General features: G+C 72.3%; 21 protein-coding genes and 1 tRNA gene. 14 read left to right on the top strand and 8 right to left on the bottom strand.

The genetic code is table 11. The features are described 5' to 3' along the window. Window positions 1–3: 3 nt before the first annotated feature. Together ACWDS7_RS17040 and ACWDS7_RS17035 are read right to left on the bottom strand one after the other, a co-directional pair. On the bottom strand, window positions 4–270 hold the full coding sequence (locus ACWDS7_RS17040; protein WP_451930068.1) for a DUF6504 family protein: 267 nt from the start codon (window positions 268–270) through the stop codon (window positions 4–6). A 72-nt stretch (window positions 271–342) separates the two neighbouring features. Then, the gene (locus ACWDS7_RS17035; protein WP_451930067.1) at window positions 343–1,098 is read right to left on the bottom strand and encodes a GntR family transcriptional regulator; all 756 of its coding nucleotides are present in this window, start codon (window positions 1,096–1,098) and stop codon (window positions 343–345) included. A gap of 330 nt (window positions 1,099–1,428) precedes the next feature. Here ACWDS7_RS17035 and ACWDS7_RS17030 point away from each other — a divergent pair, with 330 nt between their 5' ends. The 7 genes from ACWDS7_RS17030 (at window position 1,429) to ACWDS7_RS17000 (ending at window position 9,171) form a co-directional block, all read left to right on the top strand. Continuing rightward, the gene (locus tag ACWDS7_RS17030; protein WP_306866162.1) at window positions 1,429–2,586 is read left to right on the top strand and encodes an ABC transporter substrate-binding protein; all 1,158 of its coding nucleotides are present in this window, start codon (window positions 1,429–1,431) and stop codon (window positions 2,584–2,586) included. 3 nt (window positions 2,587–2,589) lie between these two features. Further along, the gene (locus ACWDS7_RS17025) at window positions 2,590–3,468 is read left to right on the top strand and encodes an ABC transporter permease (RefSeq protein WP_451930066.1); all 879 of its coding nucleotides are present in this window, start codon (window positions 2,590–2,592) and stop codon (window positions 3,466–3,468) included. Continuing rightward, window positions 3,456–4,307 (top strand): ABC transporter permease, encoded by an 852-nt coding sequence (locus ACWDS7_RS17020; protein WP_451930065.1) that lies wholly within the window; start codon window positions 3,456–3,458, stop codon window positions 4,305–4,307. The genes ACWDS7_RS17025 and ACWDS7_RS17020 overlap by 13 nt, the downstream gene beginning before the upstream one ends. Then, window positions 4,304–5,386, top strand: coding sequence for an ABC transporter ATP-binding protein (locus tag ACWDS7_RS17015; protein ID WP_451930064.1), 1,083 nt, complete (start codon window positions 4,304–4,306; stop codon window positions 5,384–5,386). The genes ACWDS7_RS17020 and ACWDS7_RS17015 overlap by 4 nt, the downstream gene beginning before the upstream one ends. Further along, window positions 5,376–6,233, top strand: a complete 858-nt coding sequence (locus ACWDS7_RS17010) for an HAD family hydrolase (protein WP_451930063.1) — start codon at window positions 5,376–5,378, stop codon at window positions 6,231–6,233. The genes ACWDS7_RS17015 and ACWDS7_RS17010 overlap by 11 nt, the downstream gene beginning before the upstream one ends. 19 nt (window positions 6,234–6,252) lie before the next feature. Further along, complete coding sequence (locus ACWDS7_RS17005; protein ID WP_451930062.1) at window positions 6,253–8,124, top strand: serine/threonine-protein kinase; 1,872 nt, start codon at window positions 6,253–6,255, stop codon at window positions 8,122–8,124. Window positions 8,125–8,211: 87 nt separating this feature from the next. Further along, a complete protein-coding gene (locus tag ACWDS7_RS17000; protein ID WP_306866148.1) occupies window positions 8,212–9,171 on the top strand; it encodes a quinone oxidoreductase family protein in 960 nt (319 codons plus the stop codon). 119 nt (window positions 9,172–9,290) lie between these two features. Here the strand turns inward: ACWDS7_RS17000 and ACWDS7_RS16995 are convergent, their stop codons facing one another. Beyond that, window positions 9,291–9,923, bottom strand: a complete 633-nt coding sequence (locus tag ACWDS7_RS16995) for a helix-turn-helix domain-containing protein (RefSeq protein WP_451930061.1) — start codon at window positions 9,921–9,923, stop codon at window positions 9,291–9,293. Window positions 9,924–9,990: 67 nt separating this feature from the next. Here ACWDS7_RS16995 and ACWDS7_RS16990 point away from each other — a divergent pair, with 67 nt between their 5' ends. The 3 genes from ACWDS7_RS16990 (at window position 9,991) to ACWDS7_RS16980 (ending at window position 12,779) form a co-directional block, all read left to right on the top strand. After that, window positions 9,991–11,226, top strand: a complete 1,236-nt coding sequence (locus ACWDS7_RS16990; protein WP_451930060.1) for an MFS transporter — start codon at window positions 9,991–9,993, stop codon at window positions 11,224–11,226. 307 nt (window positions 11,227–11,533) lie between these two features. Beyond that, window positions 11,534–11,755, top strand: a complete 222-nt coding sequence (locus ACWDS7_RS16985) for a hypothetical protein (protein ID WP_451930059.1) — start codon at window positions 11,534–11,536, stop codon at window positions 11,753–11,755. Between the two features lie 43 nt (window positions 11,756–11,798). Further along, window positions 11,799–12,779 (top strand): hypothetical protein, encoded by a 981-nt coding sequence (locus tag ACWDS7_RS16980; RefSeq protein WP_451930058.1) that lies wholly within the window; start codon window positions 11,799–11,801, stop codon window positions 12,777–12,779. 142 nt (window positions 12,780–12,921) lie between these two features. Here ACWDS7_RS16980 and ACWDS7_RS16975 read toward each other — a convergent pair whose 3' ends face one another. After that, window positions 12,922–14,223 (bottom strand): FAD-dependent oxidoreductase, encoded by a 1,302-nt coding sequence (locus ACWDS7_RS16975; RefSeq protein ID WP_451930057.1) that lies wholly within the window; start codon window positions 14,221–14,223, stop codon window positions 12,922–12,924. Between the two features lie 293 nt (window positions 14,224–14,516). Here ACWDS7_RS16975 and ACWDS7_RS16970 point away from each other — a divergent pair, with 293 nt between their 5' ends. The 3 genes from ACWDS7_RS16970 to ACWDS7_RS16960 all read left to right on the top strand — a co-directional run bounded on the left by ACWDS7_RS16970 (window position 14,517) and on the right by ACWDS7_RS16960 (window position 17,524). Then, entirely contained in the window at window positions 14,517–15,386 is an 870-nt protein-coding gene (locus ACWDS7_RS16970; protein ID WP_451930056.1) for a TIGR03619 family F420-dependent LLM class oxidoreductase, read from the top strand. Window positions 15,387–15,617: 231 nt separating this feature from the next. After that, window positions 15,618–16,451 carry a patatin-like phospholipase family protein gene (locus ACWDS7_RS16965; protein WP_451930055.1) on the top strand — a complete coding sequence of 278 codons (834 nt, stop codon included), beginning with the start codon at window positions 15,618–15,620 and terminating at the stop codon, window positions 16,449–16,451. Between the two features lie 38 nt (window positions 16,452–16,489). Next, window positions 16,490–17,524, top strand: coding sequence for a 1-acyl-sn-glycerol-3-phosphate acyltransferase (locus ACWDS7_RS16960; RefSeq protein WP_451930054.1), 1,035 nt, complete (start codon window positions 16,490–16,492; stop codon window positions 17,522–17,524). Window positions 17,525–17,668: 144 nt separating this feature from the next. On the opposite strand, the gene ACWDS7_RS16955 is transcribed toward ACWDS7_RS16960, so the two are convergent. The 4 genes from ACWDS7_RS16955 to ACWDS7_RS16940 all read right to left on the bottom strand — a co-directional run bounded on the left by ACWDS7_RS16955 (window position 17,669) and on the right by ACWDS7_RS16940 (window position 21,559). Next, on the bottom strand, window positions 17,669–17,872 hold the full coding sequence (locus ACWDS7_RS16955; protein ID WP_306866126.1) for an SHOCT domain-containing protein: 204 nt from the start codon (window positions 17,870–17,872) through the stop codon (window positions 17,669–17,671). Then, on the bottom strand, window positions 17,869–19,416 hold the full coding sequence (locus ACWDS7_RS16950; RefSeq protein ID WP_451930053.1) for a cobyric acid synthase: 1,548 nt from the start codon (window positions 19,414–19,416) through the stop codon (window positions 17,869–17,871). Before ACWDS7_RS16950 ends, ACWDS7_RS16955 begins: the two co-directional genes overlap by 4 nt. A 345-nt stretch (window positions 19,417–19,761) precedes the next feature. Continuing rightward, a complete protein-coding gene (locus ACWDS7_RS16945; protein ID WP_451930052.1) occupies window positions 19,762–20,670 on the bottom strand; it encodes a cobalamin biosynthesis protein in 909 nt (302 codons plus the stop codon). An 88-nt stretch (window positions 20,671–20,758) separates the two neighbouring features. Further along, window positions 20,759–21,559 (bottom strand): phosphotransferase enzyme family protein, encoded by an 801-nt coding sequence (locus ACWDS7_RS16940; protein ID WP_306866123.1) that lies wholly within the window; start codon window positions 21,557–21,559, stop codon window positions 20,759–20,761. Window positions 21,560–21,885: 326 nt separating this feature from the next. Between ACWDS7_RS16940 and ACWDS7_RS16935 the strand changes: the two genes are divergently transcribed. After that, window positions 21,886–21,962 (top strand) — tRNA-Arg (locus tag ACWDS7_RS16935). Window positions 21,963–22,207 lie beyond the last annotated feature (245 nt).

Raw genomic sequence — 22,207 nt, 5'->3', positions numbered from 1 at the left:
CCGTCAGTCCCACGCCCTCATCAGCAGCCAGCCCTCACCCGCGGTGTCGAAGCGGAGCTCGTAGGTGCCGACCCTGCTGCCGGGGTCGGCCTCGACCCGCCAGAACCGGCGCTCCCCCGGATCGCTGTCGGAGGTCTTCCACCACTCGCGCGAGACCACCCAGTGGTCCACCACCCGGCGGACGGCGTGCAGCCGGTCACGCCAGACGAACTGGACCGGCTGCCCCTCCCGGGTCCACACCTCGATCGGGTCACCGTAAAGTCTGCTCACGACGCTTCTCCCCCTGCGGATTCCGGATCGGCACCCGGGGGAAGACGGGGCACGTCTATCGAACATACGTTCTCACGGAGCCGGACGCAAGTCCCCCACCTGCCGCACCAGCGGATTGGCGTCCACCGAGTTACGGATGCTGAAGGTCACGCTGCCCGCGCGGTAGCGGTCGTCGGACAGCTCGACCGGGCGGCCCTCGTGGGTGGTGGTGACCCGCCGCTGGCGCAGCAGCGGGCTGCCCCGCCGCACGGCCAGCAGCCGGGAGTCCTCGGCCCCCGCCGCGACCGCGTCGATGAGATGCTCGCCGTAGGCGATGACGAGGCCGACGCCGTCGTAGAGGGCCTGGGTGACCGACTCGCACCCGGGGTCGATCCGCTCGACGGCCGGAGCGATCCATCCGGCGTAGACGGTCCGCTCCAGCAGCACCGGCTCGCCTTCGAGCGAGCGCAGCCGTAGCACCGACAGCACCGGATCGCCCGGCTGGAGCGCGAGCCGGGCCGCCTCGGCGGCGTCCGCGCCCCGGCGCCGCTGCTCCAGCACCCGCCCGCTGACCCGGTGACCCATCGCCCTGGCCCACTGCGCGAAGCTGTTCAGCTCGGCGAAGCTCTGGCTGCGCTCGCGGCCGAGCACGATCCGCCTGGCCCCCTGCCGGGAGCCGACCAGCCCCTCGGCGGCGAGCACCGCCACCGCCTGGCGGACCGTGCCCCGGGAGGCGGCGAAACGGGCGGCGAGCTCGGCCTCCGAGGGCAGCTGCGCCCCCACGGCGTACTCGCCGCGCACGATCGCCTCCCTCAGCTCGGCCGCGATCCCCGCGTAGCGCGCCGTCATGATCGCCTCCACCCGGACGCCCGGCCGGGCATCCGCCGGCCGCGCGACCTCGCCTCGTCCCTCAAACTCCCGCCCTTCACCCCGGCCCGACTCCGGCTCCACCCGGCCGGCCTCCCGGCGGGAGCTCCTTCACTGCGCACACCGGACAGCCGTCCCACCTCCACCCTAAACAAGCCGGAAACCCCTATGAATCCCCAGCTCTCGCATTCCACTGACGTACTCCTGGCGTTCATCGGGAGGAAACCGATTGCCGACCTACTGGGTCTAGCTTGTTTGTACAAGTTCGCTTAATTTCATGGCATATCGCGCGACACCCCCTTGGGAGACAACGTGATCGCATCCCGAATCCGCTCCGCGGGCCTGACCGCACTTCTGCTCGCAGGCGCCACGGCGTGCGGGGCGGCCCCGACCACCGCCACGCCCTCCGGCAGCGGCTCCGCGGCCGGCGTGGACGCCCGGACCGCCGCCTCCGCGGCCGATTTCGGCGGGCTGGACAAGCTCGTCGAGGCCGCCAAGAAGGAGGGCAAGCTCCACGTCATCGCCCTGCCGCCCGACTGGGCCAACTACGGCAAGATCATCGAGGCGTTCACCGCGAAGTACGGCATCGAGATCGAGAGCGAGACCCCCGACGCCTCCAGCGCCGACGAGATCAACGCGGTGAAGACCCGCAAGGGTCAGGACCGCGCCCCCGACGTGCTCGACATCGGCCAGTCCTTCGCCATCAGCGGCGCCGCCGAGGGCCTGTTCGCGCCCTACAAGGTCCAGACGTGGGACAAGATCCCCGGCAACCAGAAGGAGCCGGGCGGCCTGTGGTTCAACGACTACGGCGGCTACGTCTCGATCGGCTGCGACGCCAAGAAGATCGCCAAGTGTCCGGAGACCTTCGCCGACCTGCTCAAGCCCGAGTACAAGGGCAAGGTCGCGCTGAACGGCAACCCGACCAAGTCCGGCTCGGCGTTCGCGGGCGTCTACGCGGCGGCCCTGGCCAACGGCGGCTCCTTCGACGACATCCAGCCCGGCCTCGACTTCTTCAAGAAGCTGAAGGAGACCGGCAACTTCAACCCGGTGGAGACCACCCCCGCCACCATCGAGAAGGGTGAGACCCAGATCAGCATCGACTGGGACTACAACAACGCCGCCTACGCCCCCAAGATGGCCGAGAAGGGACTCGACTGGAAGACGGTCATCCCGACCGACGGCAAATACTTCCAGCTCTACGCGCAGGCGATCAACAAGGACGCCCCGCACCCGGCCGCCGCCCGGCTCTGGCAGGAGTTCCTCTACAGCCCCGAGGGCCAGAACCTCTACCTCGGCGGCTTCGCCCGCCCGGTGCTGCTGCCCGCCATGAAGGCCGACGGTTCGGTCGACAAGGCCGCCGAGGCCAACCTGCCCCCGGTCGAGGGCGAGCCCACCTTCCCGACCGAGGCCCAGGTCAACAAGGCCAAGGAAGTCCTGGCCGGCGGCTGGGGCGCCGCCGTCGCCGGCTGACCCGTGACGACGACCGACGCGGGCACGGCCGTACGGGGCGGCGGCCGCGCCCGGACCGGGAGCTGGCCGGCCGCCCTGCCCCTGCTGGCCTTCATGGCACTGGCCTTCGGGATCCCGGCCCTCGCGCTGCTGCTCGGCGCGTTCACCGTCAGGGACCCGCAGACCAGGCTCTCCTCCTTCAGCACGGCCAACGTGGTCGAGAGCCTGCGGGGCGCCTACCTCACCACCCTCCTCAGCAGCGTGCGGCTGTCGGCGCTGGTCGCGGTGGCCGGCGCGGTCCTGGGCACCTTGCTCGCCCAGGCCGTGGTCACCTCCCGCTTCCGGGCGCTGCGCGAGAGCGTGCTGACCGCCTCGGGCGTGCTGGCCAACTTCGGCGGCGTGCCGCTGGCGTTCATCTGGATCGCCACGCTCGGCAACTCCGGCGTGGTCACCACCACACTGGGGCTGGGCTCGGGAGTGCTGTACAACTTCTGGGGCCTGGCGCTGGTCTACATGTATTTCTCGGTCCCGCTGATGGTCCTGGTCGTGACGCCGGCGCTGGACGGCCTGCGCCCGCAGTGGCGGGAGGCGGCGCACAACAGCGGCGCCACCACCTGGCAGTTCTGGCGGCACGTCGGCGTCCCCGTGCTGACCCCCGCGCTGCTCGGCGGCGTCGTCCTGCTGTTCGGCGGGGCCTTCGCCGCCTACGCCACCGCCGCGGCGATGGTCGGCAGCACGGTCCCGCTGGTCACCCTGCAGATCGCCGACGCGCTCACCGGCGACGTGCTGATCGGCCACGAGAACATCGCGCTCGCCCTCAGCCTCGACATGATCGTCATCGCGGTCCTGGTGATGGCGGTCTACCTGCCCCTGCAGAGGAGGAGCTCCCGATGGCTGCGGTAGCCACCGTGCCGGAGTCCGCCCCCGGCCCCGTCGCCCCGCGCCCCCGGCGGGTGCGGTTCTGGCGGGGGGCCGTGCTGGGCGTCGCCGCGCTCTACTTCCTCGTCCCGATGGCCGTCTCGTTCTGGTTCACCGTCCACACCGAGGGGCAGGGCATCTCCCTCGGCGTCTACGGGCGCATCCTGTCGGCTCCCGGGTTCCTCCCGAGCCTGCTGGTCTCCCTCGGGCTGGCCGCCGCCACGATCGTGACGGTGCTGCTGCTGACGCTCCCGGCGATGCTGGCCGTACGGCTCGGCGCCCCGCGGCTGGGGCCCGTGCTCGAAGTGGTCGCCACGCTGCCGCTGGTCGTGCCGCCGATCACCTACGTGGTCGGCATCGGCACAGCGCTGCGCGGCGGCACCGAGGCGCTGGCCGCCACCCCGTTCTGGGCGACGATGATCGCGATCCAGAGCGAGCGGTTCCCGGTCGTGCTGGTCCTGGCCTACGTGGTGCTGACGCTGCCGTTCGTCTACCGCTCGCTGGACGCCGGGCTCCGCGTGATCGACGTGCGGACCCTGGTCGAGGCCGCGCGCAACCTGGGCGCCTCGTGGCCGCACGTGATGCTGCGGGTGATCGTCCCCAACATCCGCTCCGCCATCGCCGGCGCCTCCTTCCTCACCCTCGCCCTGGTGCTCGGCGAATACACCGTCGCCGCCCTGCTCGGCTACCAGACGTTCCCGGTCTGGATAGTGACCGTCTCCGGCAACGACGGACAGCTTTCGGTGGCCCTGTCCGTCATCAGCCTGCTGCTCATCTGGCTGCTTCTGCTCACCGTCTCGGGAGCGGGAAGGAAACGTTCATGACCGTCGAACTCCGGGGGCTGCGCCGCGCGTTCGGCCGCACCGTCGCCCTGGACGGCCTGGACCTCACCGTCGAACAGGGCGAGCTGATGGCCCTGCTCGGTCCGTCGGGCTGCGGCAAGACCACGGCCCTGCGCTGCGTGGCCGGCTTCGAGCACCCCGATGCCGGGGCGGTGCTGGTGGACGGCCGGGACATCACCCGGGTGCCCGCCAACCGCCGGGACGCGGGCATGGTCTTCCAGTCCTACAGCCTCTTCCCCAACCTCAACGCCCGCGACAACGTGGCGTTCGGGCTCCGGGTCCGCAAGGTGCCCGCCGCCCGGCGGCACGCCCGGGCGGCCGAGCTGCTGGAGCTGGTCGGACTCCCCACGCACGCCGACCGCTACCCGCACCAGCTCTCCGGCGGCCAGCAGCAGCGCGTCGCGCTGGCCAGGGCGCTGGCGCTGGAGCCCCGGGTGCTGCTGCTGGACGAGCCGCTGTCGGCGCTGGACGCCAAGGTCCGCGTCACGCTGCGGGAGGAGATCCGGCGGCTCCAGCTCGACCTCGGCATCACCACCGTCTTCGTGACCCACGACCAGGAGGAGGCGCTGTCGGTCGCCGACCGGGTCGCGGTGCTCCGCGACGGACGGCTGGAGCAGTGCGGGGCCCCGGCCGAGGTCTACGACCGGCCCGCCACGCCGTTCGTGGCCGAGTTCGTCGGCACGATGAACCACATCCCCGGCCGCGTGTCCGGCGGCGAGGTCGCGGTCCTGGGCCGGTCGCTCCCGGTGGACGGCCCGTCGCCCGCCTCCCCCGACGTGGACGTGCTGGTCCGCCCGGAGGCGGTGCTCGTCACGCCCGACCCGGAGGGCGGGGCGCTGGTCGTGGCGTCGTCCTTCCGCGGCTCCTCCGCGCGGCTGCGGGTGCGGCTGGGCGAGCTGGAGGTCCTCAGCGACGTGCCCGGCCACGACGCGGTACGGCTGGCCCCCGGCACGCGGGTGGCCCTCGGCCTCGTGCAACGGCCCGTCCTGGTCGCCGAGCGGGCCGCGGCCGCCACCGGGCGCGTCCCCGCCGGGACGGAGGCTCCCGCCGGTGCCGGCTGAGCTGCGGGCCGTCCTGTTCGACATGGACGGCACGCTCGTGGACACCGAGGGGCTGTGGTGGCAGGCGTGCGCGGCGGTGGCGGCCGAGCTCGGCCTGGAGCTGGCCGAGGCCGACACCGACCACGTGCTCGGCCGGCCCGTCGAGCACACCGCCGCCCATCTCCTACGGCGCGTCCGCGCCGGGCAGGCCCCCACGCGGCAGGACCACAGGCGGCGGGGCGGCACGCGGCAGGGACGGCCCTGCCCCGACGGGGTGCCCGCGCGCCCCGGCCCGTCCGTCCCCGGCCCGTCCGTCCCCGGCCCGGCTCCCTCCGGAACCGCCGGTCTCCCCGGAACCGCCGATCTCTCCGGAACGGCCGGCGCGCGGGCCGCCGGGACATCCGCCGAGACCGTGGGCGCGCGGCTCACCGGGGCCTTCGCCGAGCGGATCGCCGGCGGGGTGACGCCGCTGCCCGGCGCGATCCGGCTGCTGGACGAGCTGCGGGCGGCGGGCGTGCCGACGGCGCTCGTCACCGCCTCTCCCCGGCGGATCGTGGACATGGTGCTCCGCACGGTCGGGGCGGAGCGCTTCCGCCTGGTCGTGGCCGCCGAGGACACCGCGCGCGGCAAGCCGTCGCCGGATCCCTACCTGAAGGCGGCCGCGGCACTGGGGGCCGACCCCGCCGAGTGCGTGGCGGTGGAGGACAGCCCCGCCGGACTGACCGCCGCCCGCGCCGCGGGATGCCGGGTGGTGGCGGTGCCCGGCGACGGGGCGGTGCCGTACGGCGTGCTGGCCGTCGGCAGCCTGGAGAAAGTCGACCTGTCACTGTTGCGGCGGCTGGCCGCCGGGAAGATCTCGGTAAGCTGAGCCACTTCATTGACGGTAAATGCGGTTAGGTATGACGGTGAACAACCTCACTCCGGGCGATCCCCTACAGATCGGTCGATACCGCGTGCTCAGCCGGCTCGGCCGAGGCGGCATGGGCACGGTCTACCTCGGTGAGTCCCCCGAGGGGCAGCAGGTCGCCATCAAGGTGATCAACTCGGAGTACAGCCAGCACGAGCAGTTCAGGATGCGGTTCCGCCGTGAGGCCGACGCGGCCCAGCGGGTCCGCCGCTTCTGCACCGCCGCGGTGATCGAGGCCGCGCTCGACGGCGACCAGCTCTACGTCGTCACCGAATACGTGGCCGGCCCGAACCTGGAGGACGCCGTGCAGTCGGGGGGGCCGCTCCGCGGCTCCAGCCTCGACGCGCTCGCGGTCGGCGTGGCGACCGCCCTCACCGCCATCCACGGTGCCGGGGTCGTGCACCGCGACCTCAAGCCGTCCAACGTCCTGCTCTCCCCGGTCGGTCCCCGGGTGATCGACTTCGGCATCGCCCGCGCCCTGGACACCCTCAGCGGCATCACCGGCACCGGCGAGATCGTCGGCACGCCCCGCTACATGGCGCCCGAGGTGCTGCGCGGCGAACCGGTCTCCCCCGCGTGCGACGTGTTCTCCTGGGGCTGCCTGATGGCCTTCGCCGCCAGCGGCCAGGCGCCGTTCGGCGGGGAGGCGGTAGCCGCGGTGGTCTATCAGGTGCTCAACACCGAGCCCTCCCTGGAGGGCATGGACCCCGCGCTGCGCGAGCTGGTGACCTACGCGATCGCCAAGGACCCCCGCAACCGGCCCACCTCCCAGCAGGTCCTCGACCACCTCGTCGGCCGCTCGGCCGCTCCCGAGCAGACCGTCCGATCGGTCCAGACCGTCTGGCAGCAGAGCCCGCCCGCGGTCCACCAGATCCAGCCGACCTGGCAGCAGAACCCGCCCACCCTCCACCAGAACCAGCCCACCCTCCACCAGAGCCAGCCCACGCTCCAGGGGACCGCCCAGTGGCCGGGAGCCGTGCCGCCGGGGCAGCACACCGGCCCCGGCGGCGCCGGCCCTGGCCACACCGGCCCTGGCCACACCGGCCCCGGCCACACCGTCACGGCCGTGCCCGCCGGGCGCTCCACCGGGCGGAAGAAGCTGATCGTCGGGGCGGCGGTGGCGGCCCTGGTCGCGGTGAGCGGCGGCTCCGCCCTCTATCTCTCGCTCGCCGCCGGCGGGCCGCCCGCCAACCTCGACCTGCTCTACCAGAACGACTTCACCCAGACCGGGAGCGGCTGGAGCGGCGGCACCTACGACGGCAGCGACAACAGCGGCTACGCCCCCGAGGGCTACTACGCCATCGACGTGGACGGCGACGACTCCGTGCTGCGGGAGAAGGCGCCGGTGCCCTTCGCGACCGCGCCCCCGGCCACCCCCGACCCCTCGGCCAGCCCCACACCGCTGCTCCCCGCCCGCCTGCTGCTCGGCGTCGACGTCGGGATCCGCGACGGCAGCACCGGCCTGGGCGAGTACGGCCTGTTCTGCCGGGGCGAGGACACCTACGAGGCGACCCGCTACGAGTTCCTGCTCGACACCGCGGGCAACGCCCGCATCCGCAAGAGCGTCAAGAGCGCCGGAGGGGAGCTCACCAAGCCCGTCCAGGTCACGCTCCCCAAGGACGGGCCCGTCCATCTCCAGGCCGAGTGCTCGGACACCCCGGACGGCGTGCAGTTGGCCATGTGGGTCGACGGCGACCGGGTCCAGTCGTTCGTGGACTCCAACCCGCTGCCCTCCGGCGAGGTCGGCTTCATCGCCCGGGTCGGCGAGGACGGCAAGGCCAAGCTCCTGACCTCCTTCGACAACTTCACCATGCACGGCGCCAAGGACGAGGCGGCCGCCGGCAAGCCCTGACCGGGAACAACGAGTGATCACCGTGGGGTTGGGGAGGATCGAAGCACTCGACTGAGCGAACTCGACTGAGCGAAGGAGTCCGGCACCATGCGCGCCATAGTCGTCTCCGCCACCGGCGGCCCCGAGGTCCTCACCTGCACCGACCATCCGGACCCCCAGGTGAACCCCGGTGACGTGCTGATCGACGTCGCGGCCAGCGGGGTGAACTTCATCGACGTCTACCACCGGATGGGCCGCTACCCGCTGTCCCTGCCCTTCGTCCCCGGCAACGAGGGCGCGGGCACCGTCGTGGCGGTCGGCGAGGACGTGCGGGACTTCTCCCCCGGCGACACCGTGGCATGGGCGAACGTGATGGGCAGCTACGCGGAGCGCGCCGTGGTGCCCGCCTCCCGCCTGCTCTCCGTGCCCGACGGCGTCCCGGCCGACGTCGCGGCGGCCGTCATGCTCCAGGGGATGACCGCGCACTACCTGACCCACTCCACCTACGAGGTGAAGCCGGGCGACGACGTGCTGGTGCACGCCGCGGCCGGCGGCATGGGCCTGCTGCTCACCCAGATCGCCAAGCTGCGCGGCGCCCGGGTGATCGGCACGGTCTCCACCGAGGAGAAGGAGAAGCTGGCCCGCCAGGCGGGCGCCGACGAGGTGCTCCGCTACGAAGGCTTCTCCGAGGCGGTCCGCGAGCTGACCGGCTCCGGCGTGCACGTGGTCTACGACGGCGTGGGCGCGGCCACCTTCGACGGGAGCATCGCCTCACTGCGCCCGCGCGGCATGATGGCCCTGTACGGCCAGGCCAGCGGCCCGGTCCCGCCCGTCGACCCGCAGACCCTCAACACGCACGGCTCCCTCTTCCTGACCCGCCCCACCCTCACCCACTACGTCGCCACCCGCGACGAGCTGGTCCGGCGGGCCACCGACCTCTTCGGCTGGGTGGCCTCGGGACAGCTCCAGGTGCACATCTCCCGCCGCTATCCCCTCGCCGAGGCCGCCCGCGCCCACGAGGACCTGGAGGCGCGCCGGACCACGGGCAAGATCCTGCTCATCCCCTGATCCATCCGCCCCCCCTGATCCACCTCGCTGATCCCCCTTTGATCCGCCCCGCTGATCCCCCCTGATCCACTGATCCACCCCGCCGGCCCCGGCCGCCGCCCGCACGGCGGCGGCCGGTCTCATTCCGGCCGGTCTCGTTCCGGCCGCTCTCGTTCCGACCGGTCTCGTTCCGGCCGGTCCCGCTCCCCGACCCCGACGGGGAAGGCGTCGAAGTGGACGATGACGCGCGCGGTGTCCGGGACCCCCTCGCCCCTTTCCCGGGCCCTGTCGTGGTAGGCGTCGAGGACCTGGGTGACGTCACGCACGAGGTCGGCGAGCTCCTCCCTGGTCAGGCGCACCGCCACGCGGGAGTTGACCCCCGCCTCGATCCACGGCCGCGGGGTGGTCCGTGACTCCTCCAGCCAGTTGGCGAGCTCGGCACGCCGCTGGCGGACCATCTCCGCGAGGAGGAACTCGGCGGCCTCCGCCGTATCGGGGTCATGGCGGAGGCGGTCACCGTCGAAGGCGAAGCTACGGGTGCGCCACCAGCGCTCCTTGCCCTTACCGCGCTCCGGTATGTCCTCGATGAGCCCGTGCCGCTCCAGGCGGCGCAGGTGGTAACTCGTGGCCCCGGTGTTCTCCCCGGTCAGGGCGGCGAGCTGGGTCGCTGTCGCCGGGCCGTGACGGTCCAGCAGATCCAGCAGGCGGAGGCGGGAGGGGTGGGCAAGCCCCTTGAGCGCCGAAGCGTCAAGGCCGTGGGTCTTGTCATCCATCACGTGCAGCCCTACCTTTGCAAAGGATTGTTTGCACACTTTCCTTTACACGATACCGGAGGCTCGGATGACTGGGCGATCGTTCCGCTGGCTGTGGGCCGCATCAGGCCTGTCGAACATCGGTGACGGCGTCGCGGTCGTCGGCGTCTCCCTGATCGCGGTGACCCTGACCAGATCGCCGTTCCTGGTGTCCCTGGTCAGCGCGGCGGCGACGCTGCCCTGGCTGCTGCTCGCGCTGCACGCGGGTGCGATCGTCGACCGGCACGACCGGCGCCGGATCATGGTCACCGCGAGCTGGGCCCGGGCCGGCGTGCTCGCGGCCCTGGCCGTGACCGCCTGGCTGGGGGCGCTCAGCCTGCCGGTGCTGCTCGCCGGAGCGCTCCTGATCGGCGTCGCCGAGGTCTTCTCCGACACCTCCGCGCAGTCCGTGCTGCCGATGACCGTCCCACGCGACCGCCTCGGCAGTGCCAACGGGCAGCTCATCGCCGCGCAGACGGTCGGCAACAACTTCCTCGGCGGCCCGCTGGCCGGGCTCCTGATCGGATCCGGCGCCGCCGCGGTGCTCGGGGTGCCCGCCCTGCTCTACGCCGTGGCGGGACTGGCCCTGACCGGCATGCGCGGGCGGTTCCGGGTCGAGACCCCGTCGAAGCGCGCCCTGCGCACCGACATCGCCGACGGGCTGCGCTACCTGCGCGACCACCACATCCTGCGCGCGCTCGCCGCCTTCGCCGGCGCGCTCAACTTCGCCAACGCCGCCTATTTCGCGGTCTTCGTGCTGTGGGTCGTCGGCGAGGAGTCACGGGTGGGCCTGCCCGCCGGCGACTACGGCGTCCTCACCGCGGCGCTGGCCGCCGGGGCGGTGACGGGCTCCCTGCTGGCCGGGTGGGTGGCCCGCCGCGTCGGCGAGGTCAGGACGATGCTCACCGCCAACCTCGCCAACGGCTTCCTGCTGCTGGTGCCCGTCCTGCTCCCCACCCCGGTGGCGATCGGCGTCACCGCCGTGTTCCTCGGAGCGACCAACGCCGCCTCCAACGTCATCCTGGTGTCGCTGCGGCAGCGGCTCATCCCCGAGAACTTGCTCGGCCGGGTCAACTCGGGCTACCGCCTGATCGGCATGGGGGCCTCACCCCTCGGCGCGGCGGCCGGCGGGGTCCTCGGCACCTACGCCGGGCTGCCCACGGTCTTCTGCACCGCCGCCGCGCTGTGCGTCGTCGCGGTCGTCCTCGTCTCACGCGCCGTCTCCACCCGCTCGGTGGCCGCCGCGGAGGCGGCGTCCGACCGGCCCGTCCTTCAGCCGGCATGACCGGGACACCCGGTACGCCCGGATCGGCGCGGCATGTGATCAGCCGGCAGCGGGCTGAAGTGGAACGGCGACAGCCGGCGGAGCCAGGAGATCGCCTCCACGTCATCGACGCAGGGAGAGAGCCGGCTGATCTTTGACTCGTGAAGTTCGGCGGCCTGAGAGTCTCACCGGTCCACGGCCTCCCCGTGATCGACAAGTCGTTCACCAGTGGCGGCCCCTAGCCTCGCCCTTGTTCCTCTGTTCCTCGGGTCCGAGGCGGTACGGCGGGAGCGGATCCGGGCACGCACGCGACATCGGGGGAAGCATCTTGGGCGGGATCGGCTACGACGAGGAAGTCGTCGGAGACGGGATCAGCAGGTACCTGAGTGACGGATCGACCGTACTCGGCATGCCCTGGCAGCACATCGACGTGTTGCCCGAGCCGGTGAACGACGGCCTCACCCATGTCGTCGAACTGGACCCGAGCCACAACCGGCTGACCGCTCCGCCCGAGCCGCTGACGGGCCTTTCCCGCATCGCGCGTCTCTGACCCGCGATGACAGACGCGATGACAGATCCGTACCGCGGGGTGCGTGTTCCGCCGCCTCGGGCTGAGCCGGGCGGGCGGCGTCCGCCAGGACGGTGCCCTCCGGGAAGAAGATTTCGATACCCAGAAAGGCGACAAGAACGTGTTCCGGCAGAAAGGCGCGGTAAAACCGCGCCACGTACTGTGCGTGCTCGGCTCGGACCTGGACGTGGAGACGGTACGAGAAGTCGTCGGCGACGTCGCGGGGATCGGCTTCACCGTCGACCGTGAGGGGCACCGGCGGGCCTTCGACCCACGGATGCCGCGTTCGTTCGAGGCTTGCATGGCGGACGTCTCCTTCACCGAATCGGACTGGGAGGCGGTGAAGGGGCACGACTCGGTGGTGTACGTGCTGTCGCCGCCGATGCAGCAGCACCGCTCTTTCGACCCCCGGTACGCCACGCCCGCCGACGACGCGATCTCCGAGGAGTTGTGGACGCGGACGTTCGACGTCTCACGGCGGATGCTGGAGGTGACGGCCGCGCTGTTGCGTTCGGGCGCCACCGCCGTGAAGAACGAGAGCAGCGGCCTGGCACACGGCCGGGACCGGTGGCTCACCCTGGCCGACAAGGTGTCCGGCGCGCCGAATTGGGCGGAGTCGGCCATCACGCTGTTCCGTGCCTGGGTCAAGCGGCCGATCAGCGATGGGAGCCTGATGAGAAGTTGCGGCATGCATCTGCTGGGTGCGCCGGATGTGGAGGTCGACCTGGTCCAGCCGGTCTCACGGCACCTGCCCGGGGAACTCCTGGAGGGCGGCGTGCAACTCATTGACGAGGTGGCGTTCTACCTGCTGGTCGAGTCGCGGGCACTGGAGATCACCGATGGGGAGGGGTTCCGGCTCGCACCCGATGCGCAGCGCTGGATCATGCACAGGCACCCTTGCCAGGGCTATGAGGAGGACAGTTTCTTCTTCAATCCTTACGGGTACTGGCGCTTGACGCCCGACGGGTCTTCCCCGCCGACGTTCCCGGTGCGTGCTGATCTTTGACCCGTGGTCCTTCTCGGCTGAGTGACCACGCCGGACTCCGGCGATACTCCATCCGCCCACAGATGCCTGCCCCGGACCGGCAGGTCCTCATGCCGTTGCGACTCCACCGGGTGAACCTCCCGGCCCGCCGCCCGGCCCCGGCTCAGCCCCGTACGGCCCGCCACACCACGGCGGGCCGCATGAGCGCCGAGGGCGGGTCCAGCAGGCCGCTCACCCGGCTGAAGGCGACCGCGACCCGCGGGTCCCGCGCGGCGACCCGCTGCAGCCTGCCGATGTAGGCGTTGAGCAGGCGGACCCGCAGGGTCCGTTCCGCCTCGGCCTCCCGCAGGGCGAGGTCGGCGCCGGTGGACAGCTGCCAGGCGGGATCGAGGGCCCTGGCGACGGCGGCGAAGTAACGGCGGGCGAGGCCGTCGGCGCCCCCGCGCAGGCACTCGCGCATCGCGAGCGCGTCCAGGGCGCCGATCGACATGCCCTGGCCGTAGATCGGGTTGAAGTTGCAGATCGCGTCCCCGGTGACGAGCAGCCCTTCGGGGAAGCGGCCCAGCCGCTCGTAGCGGCGCCGCACGCTGGTGGGGATCCGGGCCGAGCCGATCTCGCCGAGAGGTTCGGCCGCGCGCACCGCGGCGGCCACGTCGGCGGGGGCCACCTCGTCGAGCCAGGCGAAGAACCCCTCGGGGTCGGTCGGCGGGCGCACCCCGGCGCTGCCGCCCAGCGTCACCAGCCAGCGGTCGCCCTCCACCGCGCAGAGCGCGGCGCCCTTGGGCTGCCCCCGGTAGGTGCCCACGAGGATCATGCGGTCCTCCCCCAGCGCCCCTGCGGCGAGTCTGAGGTACCACGTCGCGTAGGCGACCTCGACCTTGACGGTCTCCTCCTCCGGCCGCTCGTACCCCATGGACTCCAGCCAGGCGAGCGTCCGCCCGCCCCGGCCCATCGCGTCGACGACGAGATCGGCGGGCAGCTCCCGCTCGCCGCCGTCCCCGGCGATCCGCGCGCCGGTGACCCTGTCCCCCTCGGCCATGATCCCGGTGACCTGGCTGCGGTCCGCCGTCACCAGGTTCGGCAGCCGCCGTACCCTCCGCAGGATGTGACTCTCCAGGAAGGGACGGGTCGCCGACACTCCCTTCTCACCGGTCGGCATCCGCGCGAACTCGTGGCCTCCCATGATCATCCGGAGCTGCACGATCATCTCGTACGGCACGGCGCCCCCGGCGACCAGCTCCCCGGTCAGGCCGGGGAACAGCTCCTCCAGGATCCGCAGGCCGCGCGGGAGCAGGGCGTGCGCGTGGAACCCCTGGGGCACGCCTCTGCGGGGGATGTCCTCCCCCAGCGCGTCGCGTTCGACGAGGGTCACCCGGTCGTAGTGGTCGGCCAGCACCCGCGCGGCGAGCAGCCCGCTGACCCCCGCTCCCAGGACGATCGCGTGCTCTGCGGCCTTACGGGCCATGGATGCCTCCGGGATGGCGGGGATGATGCCATGCAATCTGCCGGAAAGCCCATCAAAGATCGAGACTTGACGGCCTCACCGACGTGACGGCGTCAGGCCGGGCCGTCCCGCCGCTGAGCCGGTGGCCGGGTCGCGGCGCGGCCGGATCGGCCGCGCCCCGCAGTCGTGACCGGACACATGTTGCCTTGACACCGGCGACAGGGTTCTAACGTGACTGCGACGGGCGGGTGAGGAGGCCGGAGCCCGGCCGACGGCCACGCAAGTCATCGCACCTGCCGACCAGAGGAATGACGATGAAGTTCGCGATCAGCTACAACACCGCCTACTACGGCGCCGACCCTGACAGGATCGTCGCCTGTGCCCGGCACGCCGAGGACTGCGGTTTCGAGTCGCTGTATCTGCCTGAGCACATCGTGCTGTATCCCGGGGCGATGGCCGGGCCCTTCGAGCTCCCGCCGTCGCTGCCCTACGTCGATCCGCTCGACTGCCTGAGCTTCGTCGCCGCGGCCACCCGACGGATCCTGCTCGGAACGGGTGTGCTGCTGCTGCCGTACCACCACCCGGTGGTCCTCGCCAAACGCCTGGCGACCATCGACGTGCTGTCCAGGGGGCGGATGCGGCTGCTGACCGTGGGGCTCGGCACCCTGCCGGGCGAGGCCCGGGCGGTGGGGGTCGACTTCAGCACCCGCGGCCGCCGTGCCGACGAGGCGATCGACGTGATTCGGCTGCTCTGGGCCGGCGGCGAGGACGGCGTCAGCTTCGCCGGGGAGTTCTTCTCCTTCGACGACCTGTGCAGCTTCCCCAAGCCCTATGGGGTCACACACCTGCCGATCCACATCGGCGGATCGAGCCGGGCGGCCGCGCGCCGGGCCGGGCTCCGCGGCGACGGATACTTCCCGGGTGGCGCGCTCGATCCGGAGGAGCGCACCACCCAGCTGGACCTCGCCCGGTCGACCGCCGCCGAGGCCGGCCGCAGCCCGGAGGCACTGGAGTACACCCGGTGGGGATCGATCGACATGACCGCCGAACAGGTCGAGGCACTCGCCGCGCAGGGCGTGACCCGCATCGTCGTGACCCCCACCGCCACCGAGCCGGACCGGCAGCGCGACGAGATGTCCGCGTTCGCCCAGCGGTTCGCCCTCCCCGAACACCTCCCCAGCTAGGCCGGTACGGCATCACCGGCGTGACGTCACCGGCACGGCGCCCGGGGCGACGCCCGCCTGGAGCGGCGCTCGCCCGGGGCAATGTCCGCCCGGCACGGCGCCCGCCCGGCACGGCAGGCGGGCACGGGCACGCGGGCCGGGTCTGTCGTGAGGCTGGATCTGTCGTGAGGCTGGATCTGTCGTGAGGCCGGATCTGTCGTGAGGCCGTGACTCCGGGTCTATCGTGAGGCCATGAATGTGGACACGGCCTTCGTGCTCGGCGGCGGAGGCGTGCTCGGCGCCCACGAGGTGGGCATGCTGCAGGCGCTGGACGAGGCGGGCATCAGGCCGGACGTGATCGTCGGCACGTCCGTGGGAGCACTGAACGGCGTCATGCTGGCGGCCGCCCCCGGCGACGCGGTGGCCGCTCTGACCCGGCTGTGGCGCTCCGACGTGGTCCGCACCGCCTTCGGCGGGTCGTGGATGACCCGGCTGTCCACCCTCGCCAGGACGGGCACCCACCTGCACTCCCCCGGCCCGCTGCGCGGCCTGCTGGCCGAGATGCTCCCGGTCACCAGCATCGAGGACCTCGCCGTGCCGTTCCAGTGCGTGGCCGCCTCCGTCGAACGCGCCACCGCCCACTGGTTCACCGAGGGCCCCCTGGTCGACGCCGTCCTCGCCTCCTGCGCCGTCCCCGGCCTGCTGCCCCCCGTCCGCATCGGCGACGACCACTTCCTCGACGGCGGCCTGGTCCACAGCATCCCGGTCGGCCGCGCCGTCGCCCTCGGCGCGCGCCGCGTGTACGTCCTGCACGTCGGCCGGATCGAGCGGCCCCTGGTCGCCCCGCGCCGCCCGTGGGAGGTCGGCCTGATCGCCTTCGAGATCGCCCGCCGCCACCGCTTCGCCGAGGAGATGGCCGCCCTCCCCGCCGACCTCGAGGTCCACGTCATGCCCGCCGGCGGCGGGACCCGCCCCGGAGTGGACCTCTCCCAGCTGCGCTATCGGGACGCGTCACGTATATCTGAATACATAGAACGCGCCTACAGGGCATCGTCCCAGTATCTGGCCCAGCACTCGACGCGCTGAGCCGGGCCGTTCAGGCCATGTCCCGGCAGGAGGTCTCCATGCTCCCTCCCCGCATCCTCCGCCGCCTGATCCTCGCGCCCCTCGTCATCGTGCTCACCGTGGTCGCGGTGGTCACGCTCCCGATCTGGCTGCTGGTGGTGACCGCAGCCTCCCTGCGCCTGCCGCCCCCGCAGCGGCGCGGCACCCGGCTGGTCTGGTTCGCGGCGGCGTGGCTGACCCTGGAGTCGATGGCGCTGGTCGCCTGCCTGGGGCTCTGGGTGGCCGGCGGGTTCGGCGGGAGGCTCCACCGGGACGAGCAGCAGGAGCGGCACTACGCCCTGATCCGGTGGTTCCTGTCCCGGGTGTACGGCGCCGCCGTACGGATCTTCGGCCTGAGCGTCGAGGTCGACGAGCCGGCGCGGACCGCCGACGAGCTCTCCCGCCGGCTCACCCGCCCGGTCATCGTCCTGTCCCGCCACGCGGGCCCCGGCGACTCCTTCCTCCTGGTCCACCATCTCCTCAGCGTGTACGGCAGGCGCCCGAGGATCGTGATGAAGGCGATCCTCCAACTCGACCCGTCCCTGGACGTGGTGATCAACCGCCTCCCCAACGCCTTCGTCCCCCGTAGGACCGCCGAGAGCGGCATCCTCACCGAGATCCGCCGCCTGGCCTCGGACATGGACGCCGACGACGCCCTGGTGATCTTCCCGGAGGGCGGGAACTTCACCCCCAGGCGCCGCCTGCGGGCCATCCTCCACCTGGAGCGCAAGGGGCTGGCGGAGGAGGCGGCCCGGGCCCGCCGGATGGAGCACCTGCTGGCCCCCCACCCCAACGGGGCCATTACCGCCATCGAGTCCTGTCCCCAGGCGGACGTGGTCTTCGTCGCCCACACCGGCCTCGACGACCTGGTCACCCTCGGCGACCTCTGGCGCAGGCTCCCGATGCGCGCCGAGATCAAGGCCCGGTGGTGGCGGGTGCGGGCCGCCGACGTCCCCCGCGACCGCGAGAGCCGGATCCGCTGGCTCTTCGACCACTGGGAGGAGATCGACGCCTGGATAGCCAAGAATCGGCCCACCCCGGCGGCGAAGACCTGACCACACCCGCTCGACCTGGCCTCGACCTGGCCTCGACCTGCGCTGTCGGATGGAGTGGCGCTGGGCCCCGCCGATCAGCCGCCGACCGGCACGGCGCCTCCCCCGGGTCCTGTCACCAGCCCCGGGAGAGGCCGGACACGCGGCTCACCAGTCCTGGGAGAGGCCGGACATGCGGCGGAGGTATTCGTCCTCGTCGATCTCACCAGCCGCGTAGCGGCGCTTCAGGATCTCCTTGGGGTCGTCGAGCCCGGGCCGGCGCGCCCGCGACGCGCGGAACACCAGGGCGGCGCCGAGGACCACCGCGGCGACCACGGCCATGATGAAGAGGATCAATACGACCCGGGTCATCTTTCACTCTCCATGCCTCTGTTCTGCGAGATGCCTCTGTTCTGCGAGAAATCCGGTGCGCCGTGCGGAGACCCGCCAGGAGGCAGCAGCGGCAGGCCCCGCGGGGCACCGCCTTCCAGGAGCCGCAGCAGGGCATCGGTGTCCACATGGCGTTCGATCAGGTCGCCGAGGGCGTCCAGCCGCTCCTCACGCGCCGCGGCGAAGGAGACGCCGGGGGCGGGGGTGAAGTCACGGCCGGAGACGGCCGCCACGTCGGTGAGGAACGCCCGGCGGAAGTCGTCGTTCTCCAGGGCCCCGTGCCAGGTGGTGCCCCAGACCGAGCCGGACCGGCAGCCGTCCAGGAAGGGATCGCCGCCCTCGGCCGTCACGACACCGTGATGGATCTCGTAGGCCGCGACGCGGCAGCCGTACGCCTCGCCGACCGGGCGGCCCAGCGTCTTCTCGGCGGCGAACTCCACCGTCGCGGGCAGCAGCCCGAGCCCCTCGACCGAGCCCGCCCCGGACTCGACGTCGTCGCGGATGGTCCGGGCGAGCATCTGGTAGCCGCCGCAGATGCCCAGCACGGTCCGGCCGGGCAGGGCGTCGGCCAGGCCGGTGGCGCGCAGCCAGGCCAGGTCGGAGACCGTCGCCCGGGAGCCCGGCAGCACCACCAGGTCGGCGTCGTCCAGCTCGGCCGGGGAGGTCACGAAGCGGACCACCACACCCGGCTCGGAGGCCAGGGCGTCGACGTCGGTGAAGTTGGAGATGCGCGGCAGCCTGACCACCGCGACCCGCAGGGTCTGCCCGCCGTACGGCGGGCGCCCCCCGACCGCGGGGCGGTTGTCCAGGGCGAGGGAGTCCTCGACGTCCAGCCAGAGGCCGTCCAGCCAGGGCAGCACGCCGTACACCTCGCGGCCGGTCAGCTCCCTGATCATGTCGAGGCCGGGTTCGAGGAGCTCGCGCGCCCCCCGGAACTTGTTGATCACGAACCCGGCGATCAGCGCCTGGTCGGCGGGCTCCAGCAGGGCCACCGTCCCGTACAGCGAGGCGAAGACCCCGCCCCGGTCGATGTCGCCGACCACGACGACCGGCAGACCGGCGGCACGGGCCAGGCCCATGTTGGCGATGTCGCCCCTGCGCAGGTTGATCTCCGCAGGGCTGCCCGCGCCCTCGCAGACCACCACGTCGTAGATGTCGCGCAACCGCTCCAACGCCTCCACCGCGACCTGCCGGAGCCGGTCCTTGACGCCCCAGTACTCCATCGCGTCGACATCGGCCAGCGGCCTGCCCATCACCACGACCTGGCTGCGCCGGTCGCTGCCCGGCTTGAGCAGGATCGGGTTCATGTCAGCGGTGGGCTCCAGTCCGCACGCGGCGGCCTGCATCGCCTGCGCCCTGCCGATCTCGGCGCCGTCGGCCGTGACGAAGGAGTTCAGTGACATGTTCTGCGCCTTGTACGGTGCGACCTTCACGCCCTGCCGGGCCAGCCAGCGGCAGATCCCGGCGGTGACGACGCTCTTTCCGGCGTCGGAGGTCGTCCCGGCGACCAGCAGGGAGCCTCTCACGCGCCCACCGGACACGATCGTGCGGACGGCGCGGCGGACGCGGTCACGGTGCGAACGGGACTGGGATCGCCGGGACCGGTCAGGACCACGGGCAGCTCCTCGAATGGATCGACAATCATGGTGACCAGCATGACGCGCGACATGCCGCACCGCCCACTCAGGTCATGGGATTGTCAACGCCAGGATCCATGACGCCCGCCCGTGTCACCGGCCATCGGCGTATGAGCCCATACCGCCCGCCCGCCCGCTCATGACGCGGAGCCTGTGCCGCGCATGACCATCGGCGCGAGGACCCCAGTACTGCATGTGACCACCGGCGCGAGGTCCGCAGCACCGCGCACATGACTACCGGCGCGAGGTCCGCAGCGCCGCGAGAACGGCCAGGCCGGCGGCGGCGCAGCCCACCGCCCGAGCCAGCCGTACGGACCTGCGGATGTCCTTGACCGACGGCTTGGGCCCGTCGCCCATCTCGGGCCGGTGCTCGACGCGGTGGCCGTAGACGTTGGTGCCGCCGAGGGTGACGTCCAGCGCCCCGGCGAAGGCGGCCTCGCACCGGCCCGCATTGGGACTGGGGTGACGGTGGCCGTCCTTGCGCAGCACTGCCGCCGCCCTGCGGACCGAACCGCCGGCCAGCGGGGCGGCGAGGACGGCGAGCACCCCGGTGATCCGGGCGGGGACGAAGTTGGCCACGTCGTCGAGCCGGGCCGCGGCCCAACCGAAACGCTCGTAGCGGGCGCTGCGGTGGCCGACCATCGCATCCAGCGTGTTGACCGCCCGGTATGCCAGCAGCCCCGGGACTCCGGCCACCGCGCCCCAGAACAGCGGCGCCACCACGGCGTCGGAGGTGTTCTCGGCGATCGACTCGACGGTGGCCCTGGCCAGCTCGGGCGCCTCCAGCAGCGAGGGGTCGCGTCCGCACAGGTGGGACAGTCTCCCGCGTGCCCCGGCCAGGTCGTGAGTCTCCAGGAACTCCGCCATGGCCACCCCCTCGCGCCCCAGCGTCGTGCCGCCCAGCACCGACCAGGTCGCCACGGCGCTCAGCGCGCCCCTCGCCACCGGGTTCCCGGCGCGGGCCGCGGCCACCCCGAGCAGCGCCGCCGGGCCGACGCACAGCGCCACGTACAGGACTCCGTTGGGCCGGGCGTCGCCGTACACCCGCCTCTCCAGCGCCGCGGCGGCCCGCCCGAACAGCGCCACCGGGTGGGCGCGTCGCGGGTCGGCGAAGACGGCGTCGAGCGCGACCCCGGCGAGCATCCCCAGCGCCTCGGCCCGTCTCGACGCAGGCCGGCCGGACGAGAACCTGAATCCCGGTCGCTCAGACGAGAACCTGGACGCGGACCGGTCAGATGAGATGGGCATGGAGCTCGTCCTGGTTGGTCTCGAGCCAGGCGCAGGCCCGGCGGATGCGCTCCCCCGCGCCCCCGTCCCACATGCGGGACCAGCCGCCGCCTGTGGTGAGAGCCTTGGTGCGCATGGCATGGTAGGAACGGTCGAAGCGGAGCCGGGCCAGATCGAGGAGGCGGCGGCGGTCGCGCGACGCCAGGCCGTACGCGTCGCAGAACAGCCGCAGCCGCGGACCGACCTCCAGATCGCGCTGGAGGGGCCCCAGATCGAGGGGGTCGGCGATCGGCGCCCAGTGCCGCAGGGTGGTCACCACGTCGAACAGCCGGGTCGTCGGCCGGGCCATGTCGAAGTCGATCAGCGCGGCGGGGAGCCCGTCACGGAAGATCACGTTGTCGAGGTTGACGTCGCAGTGGCCGATCAGCTCGGGGGCCGCGTCGTCGTTGGAGCCGTCCTCCCAGACGGCCTGCGGCGGCGGGACGAAGCCCGCCGAAGCGTCATGGAAACGCCGCAGCAGCCCCGCCAGAGCGGCGAGCGACTCGTCGGTGACCGCGTAGGCGGCCGGCGGTGTGACCGCGGAGTCACCCTCGACGAAGGTCAGGACCTCCCGCCCCTGCGCGTCCAGTCCCACCACCCGGGGCGCGCCGCCGAACCCGGCCGCCTCCAGATGCCGCAACAGCGCGTGCACGGACGGAGTGGAAGGCCGGGTGGGCCTGCGGACGGTGTCACCGACCCGCACCACCCCGTCGGTCACGTCACCACCCAACAGGGGGATCTCCTCATGGACCGTGCCGGCGAACATGACATACGAGCCTAGACCGGTCCACCAGCCGAGAAGACCTGTTTCGGATAACCATGTCCCCCCACCAAGGCATCTCCGGCCCGCCCGTAAAGCCCTCCCGCCCGGCCGCCCCCGACCGTTTCCACGCGGATCGCCACCGGTTCCAGGAGAGTCACCACCGGCCCGCCGGAGCCGCCAGAACGGTCGCGGCGCCGGTCAGCCCCCCGGACAGGCACCTCAGACACCCCCTCGACAGCACCGGCCACCGGCCCCGTAAAGTGATCCTCGCGACACGACCGCCGATCCGATGCATGGACACTCCTCAGATCATGCACAATTAGGCGGGAGCGCCCTTAGCTCAGCTGGATAGAGCATCGGACTTCTAATCCGACGGTCGCAGGTTCGAATCCTGCAGGGCGCGCCACCAAGACCAGCGAAAACCCCCGCCTGACCTGCACTGACGCGGTCACGCGGGGGTTTCTCATGTCCGGCTGTCCCCGGCTCTCACCGGCCGTTTGCGGTTGATCCTTCCCAATGCTTTCCCACGGCGAGGCGTCCGGCTCACGGGTCGAGTGGTGGAACACCCGCCCAGTCCGGTAGTGGTTCGCATCTCCTCCTCCACTCCGGAGGGAGGAAGCCGGCGGTGCCGGAAGCCGCGACGATGCCGCC

The organism is Streptosporangium sp. NPDC003464 (genome assembly GCF_053588315.1).
This window is presented reverse-complemented; position numbering and strand designations above follow the sequence as displayed.

What these genes read in the sequence shown, in the direction of transcription:
- ACWDS7_RS17035 (WP_451930067.1), bottom strand. Translation starts at nt 1,098, where the DNA reads ATGACGGCGCGCTACGCGGGGATCGCGGCCGAGCTGAGGGAGGCGATC.
- ACWDS7_RS17020 (WP_451930065.1), top strand. Translation starts at nt 3,456, where the DNA reads ATGGCTGCGGTAGCCACCGTGCCGGAGTCCGCCCCCGGCCCCGTCGCC.
- ACWDS7_RS17015 (WP_451930064.1), top strand. Translation starts at nt 4,304, where the DNA reads ATGACCGTCGAACTCCGGGGGCTGCGCCGCGCGTTCGGCCGCACCGTC.
- ACWDS7_RS17005 (WP_451930062.1), top strand. Translation starts at nt 6,253, where the DNA reads ATGCGGTTAGGTATGACGGTGAACAACCTCACTCCGGGCGATCCCCTA.
- ACWDS7_RS17000 (WP_306866148.1), top strand. Translation starts at nt 8,212, where the DNA reads ATGCGCGCCATAGTCGTCTCCGCCACCGGCGGCCCCGAGGTCCTCACC.
- ACWDS7_RS16995 (WP_451930061.1), bottom strand. Translation starts at nt 9,923, where the DNA reads ATGGATGACAAGACCCACGGCCTTGACGCTTCGGCGCTCAAGGGGCTT.
- ACWDS7_RS16990 (WP_451930060.1), top strand. Translation starts at nt 9,991, where the DNA reads ATGACTGGGCGATCGTTCCGCTGGCTGTGGGCCGCATCAGGCCTGTCG.
- ACWDS7_RS16975 (WP_451930057.1), bottom strand. Translation starts at nt 14,223, where the DNA reads ATGGCCCGTAAGGCCGCAGAGCACGCGATCGTCCTGGGAGCGGGGGTC.
- ACWDS7_RS16970 (WP_451930056.1), top strand. Translation starts at nt 14,517, where the DNA reads ATGAAGTTCGCGATCAGCTACAACACCGCCTACTACGGCGCCGACCCT.
- ACWDS7_RS16965 (WP_451930055.1), top strand. Translation starts at nt 15,618, where the DNA reads ATGAATGTGGACACGGCCTTCGTGCTCGGCGGCGGAGGCGTGCTCGGC.
- ACWDS7_RS16960 (WP_451930054.1), top strand. Translation starts at nt 16,490, where the DNA reads ATGCTCCCTCCCCGCATCCTCCGCCGCCTGATCCTCGCGCCCCTCGTC.
- ACWDS7_RS16955 (WP_306866126.1), bottom strand. Translation starts at nt 17,872, where the DNA reads ATGACCCGGGTCGTATTGATCCTCTTCATCATGGCCGTGGTCGCCGCG.
- ACWDS7_RS16945 (WP_451930052.1), bottom strand. Translation starts at nt 20,670, where the DNA reads ATGCTCGCCGGGGTCGCGCTCGACGCCGTCTTCGCCGACCCGCGACGC.
- ACWDS7_RS16940 (WP_306866123.1), bottom strand. Translation starts at nt 21,559, where the DNA reads ATGTTCGCCGGCACGGTCCATGAGGAGATCCCCCTGTTGGGTGGTGAC.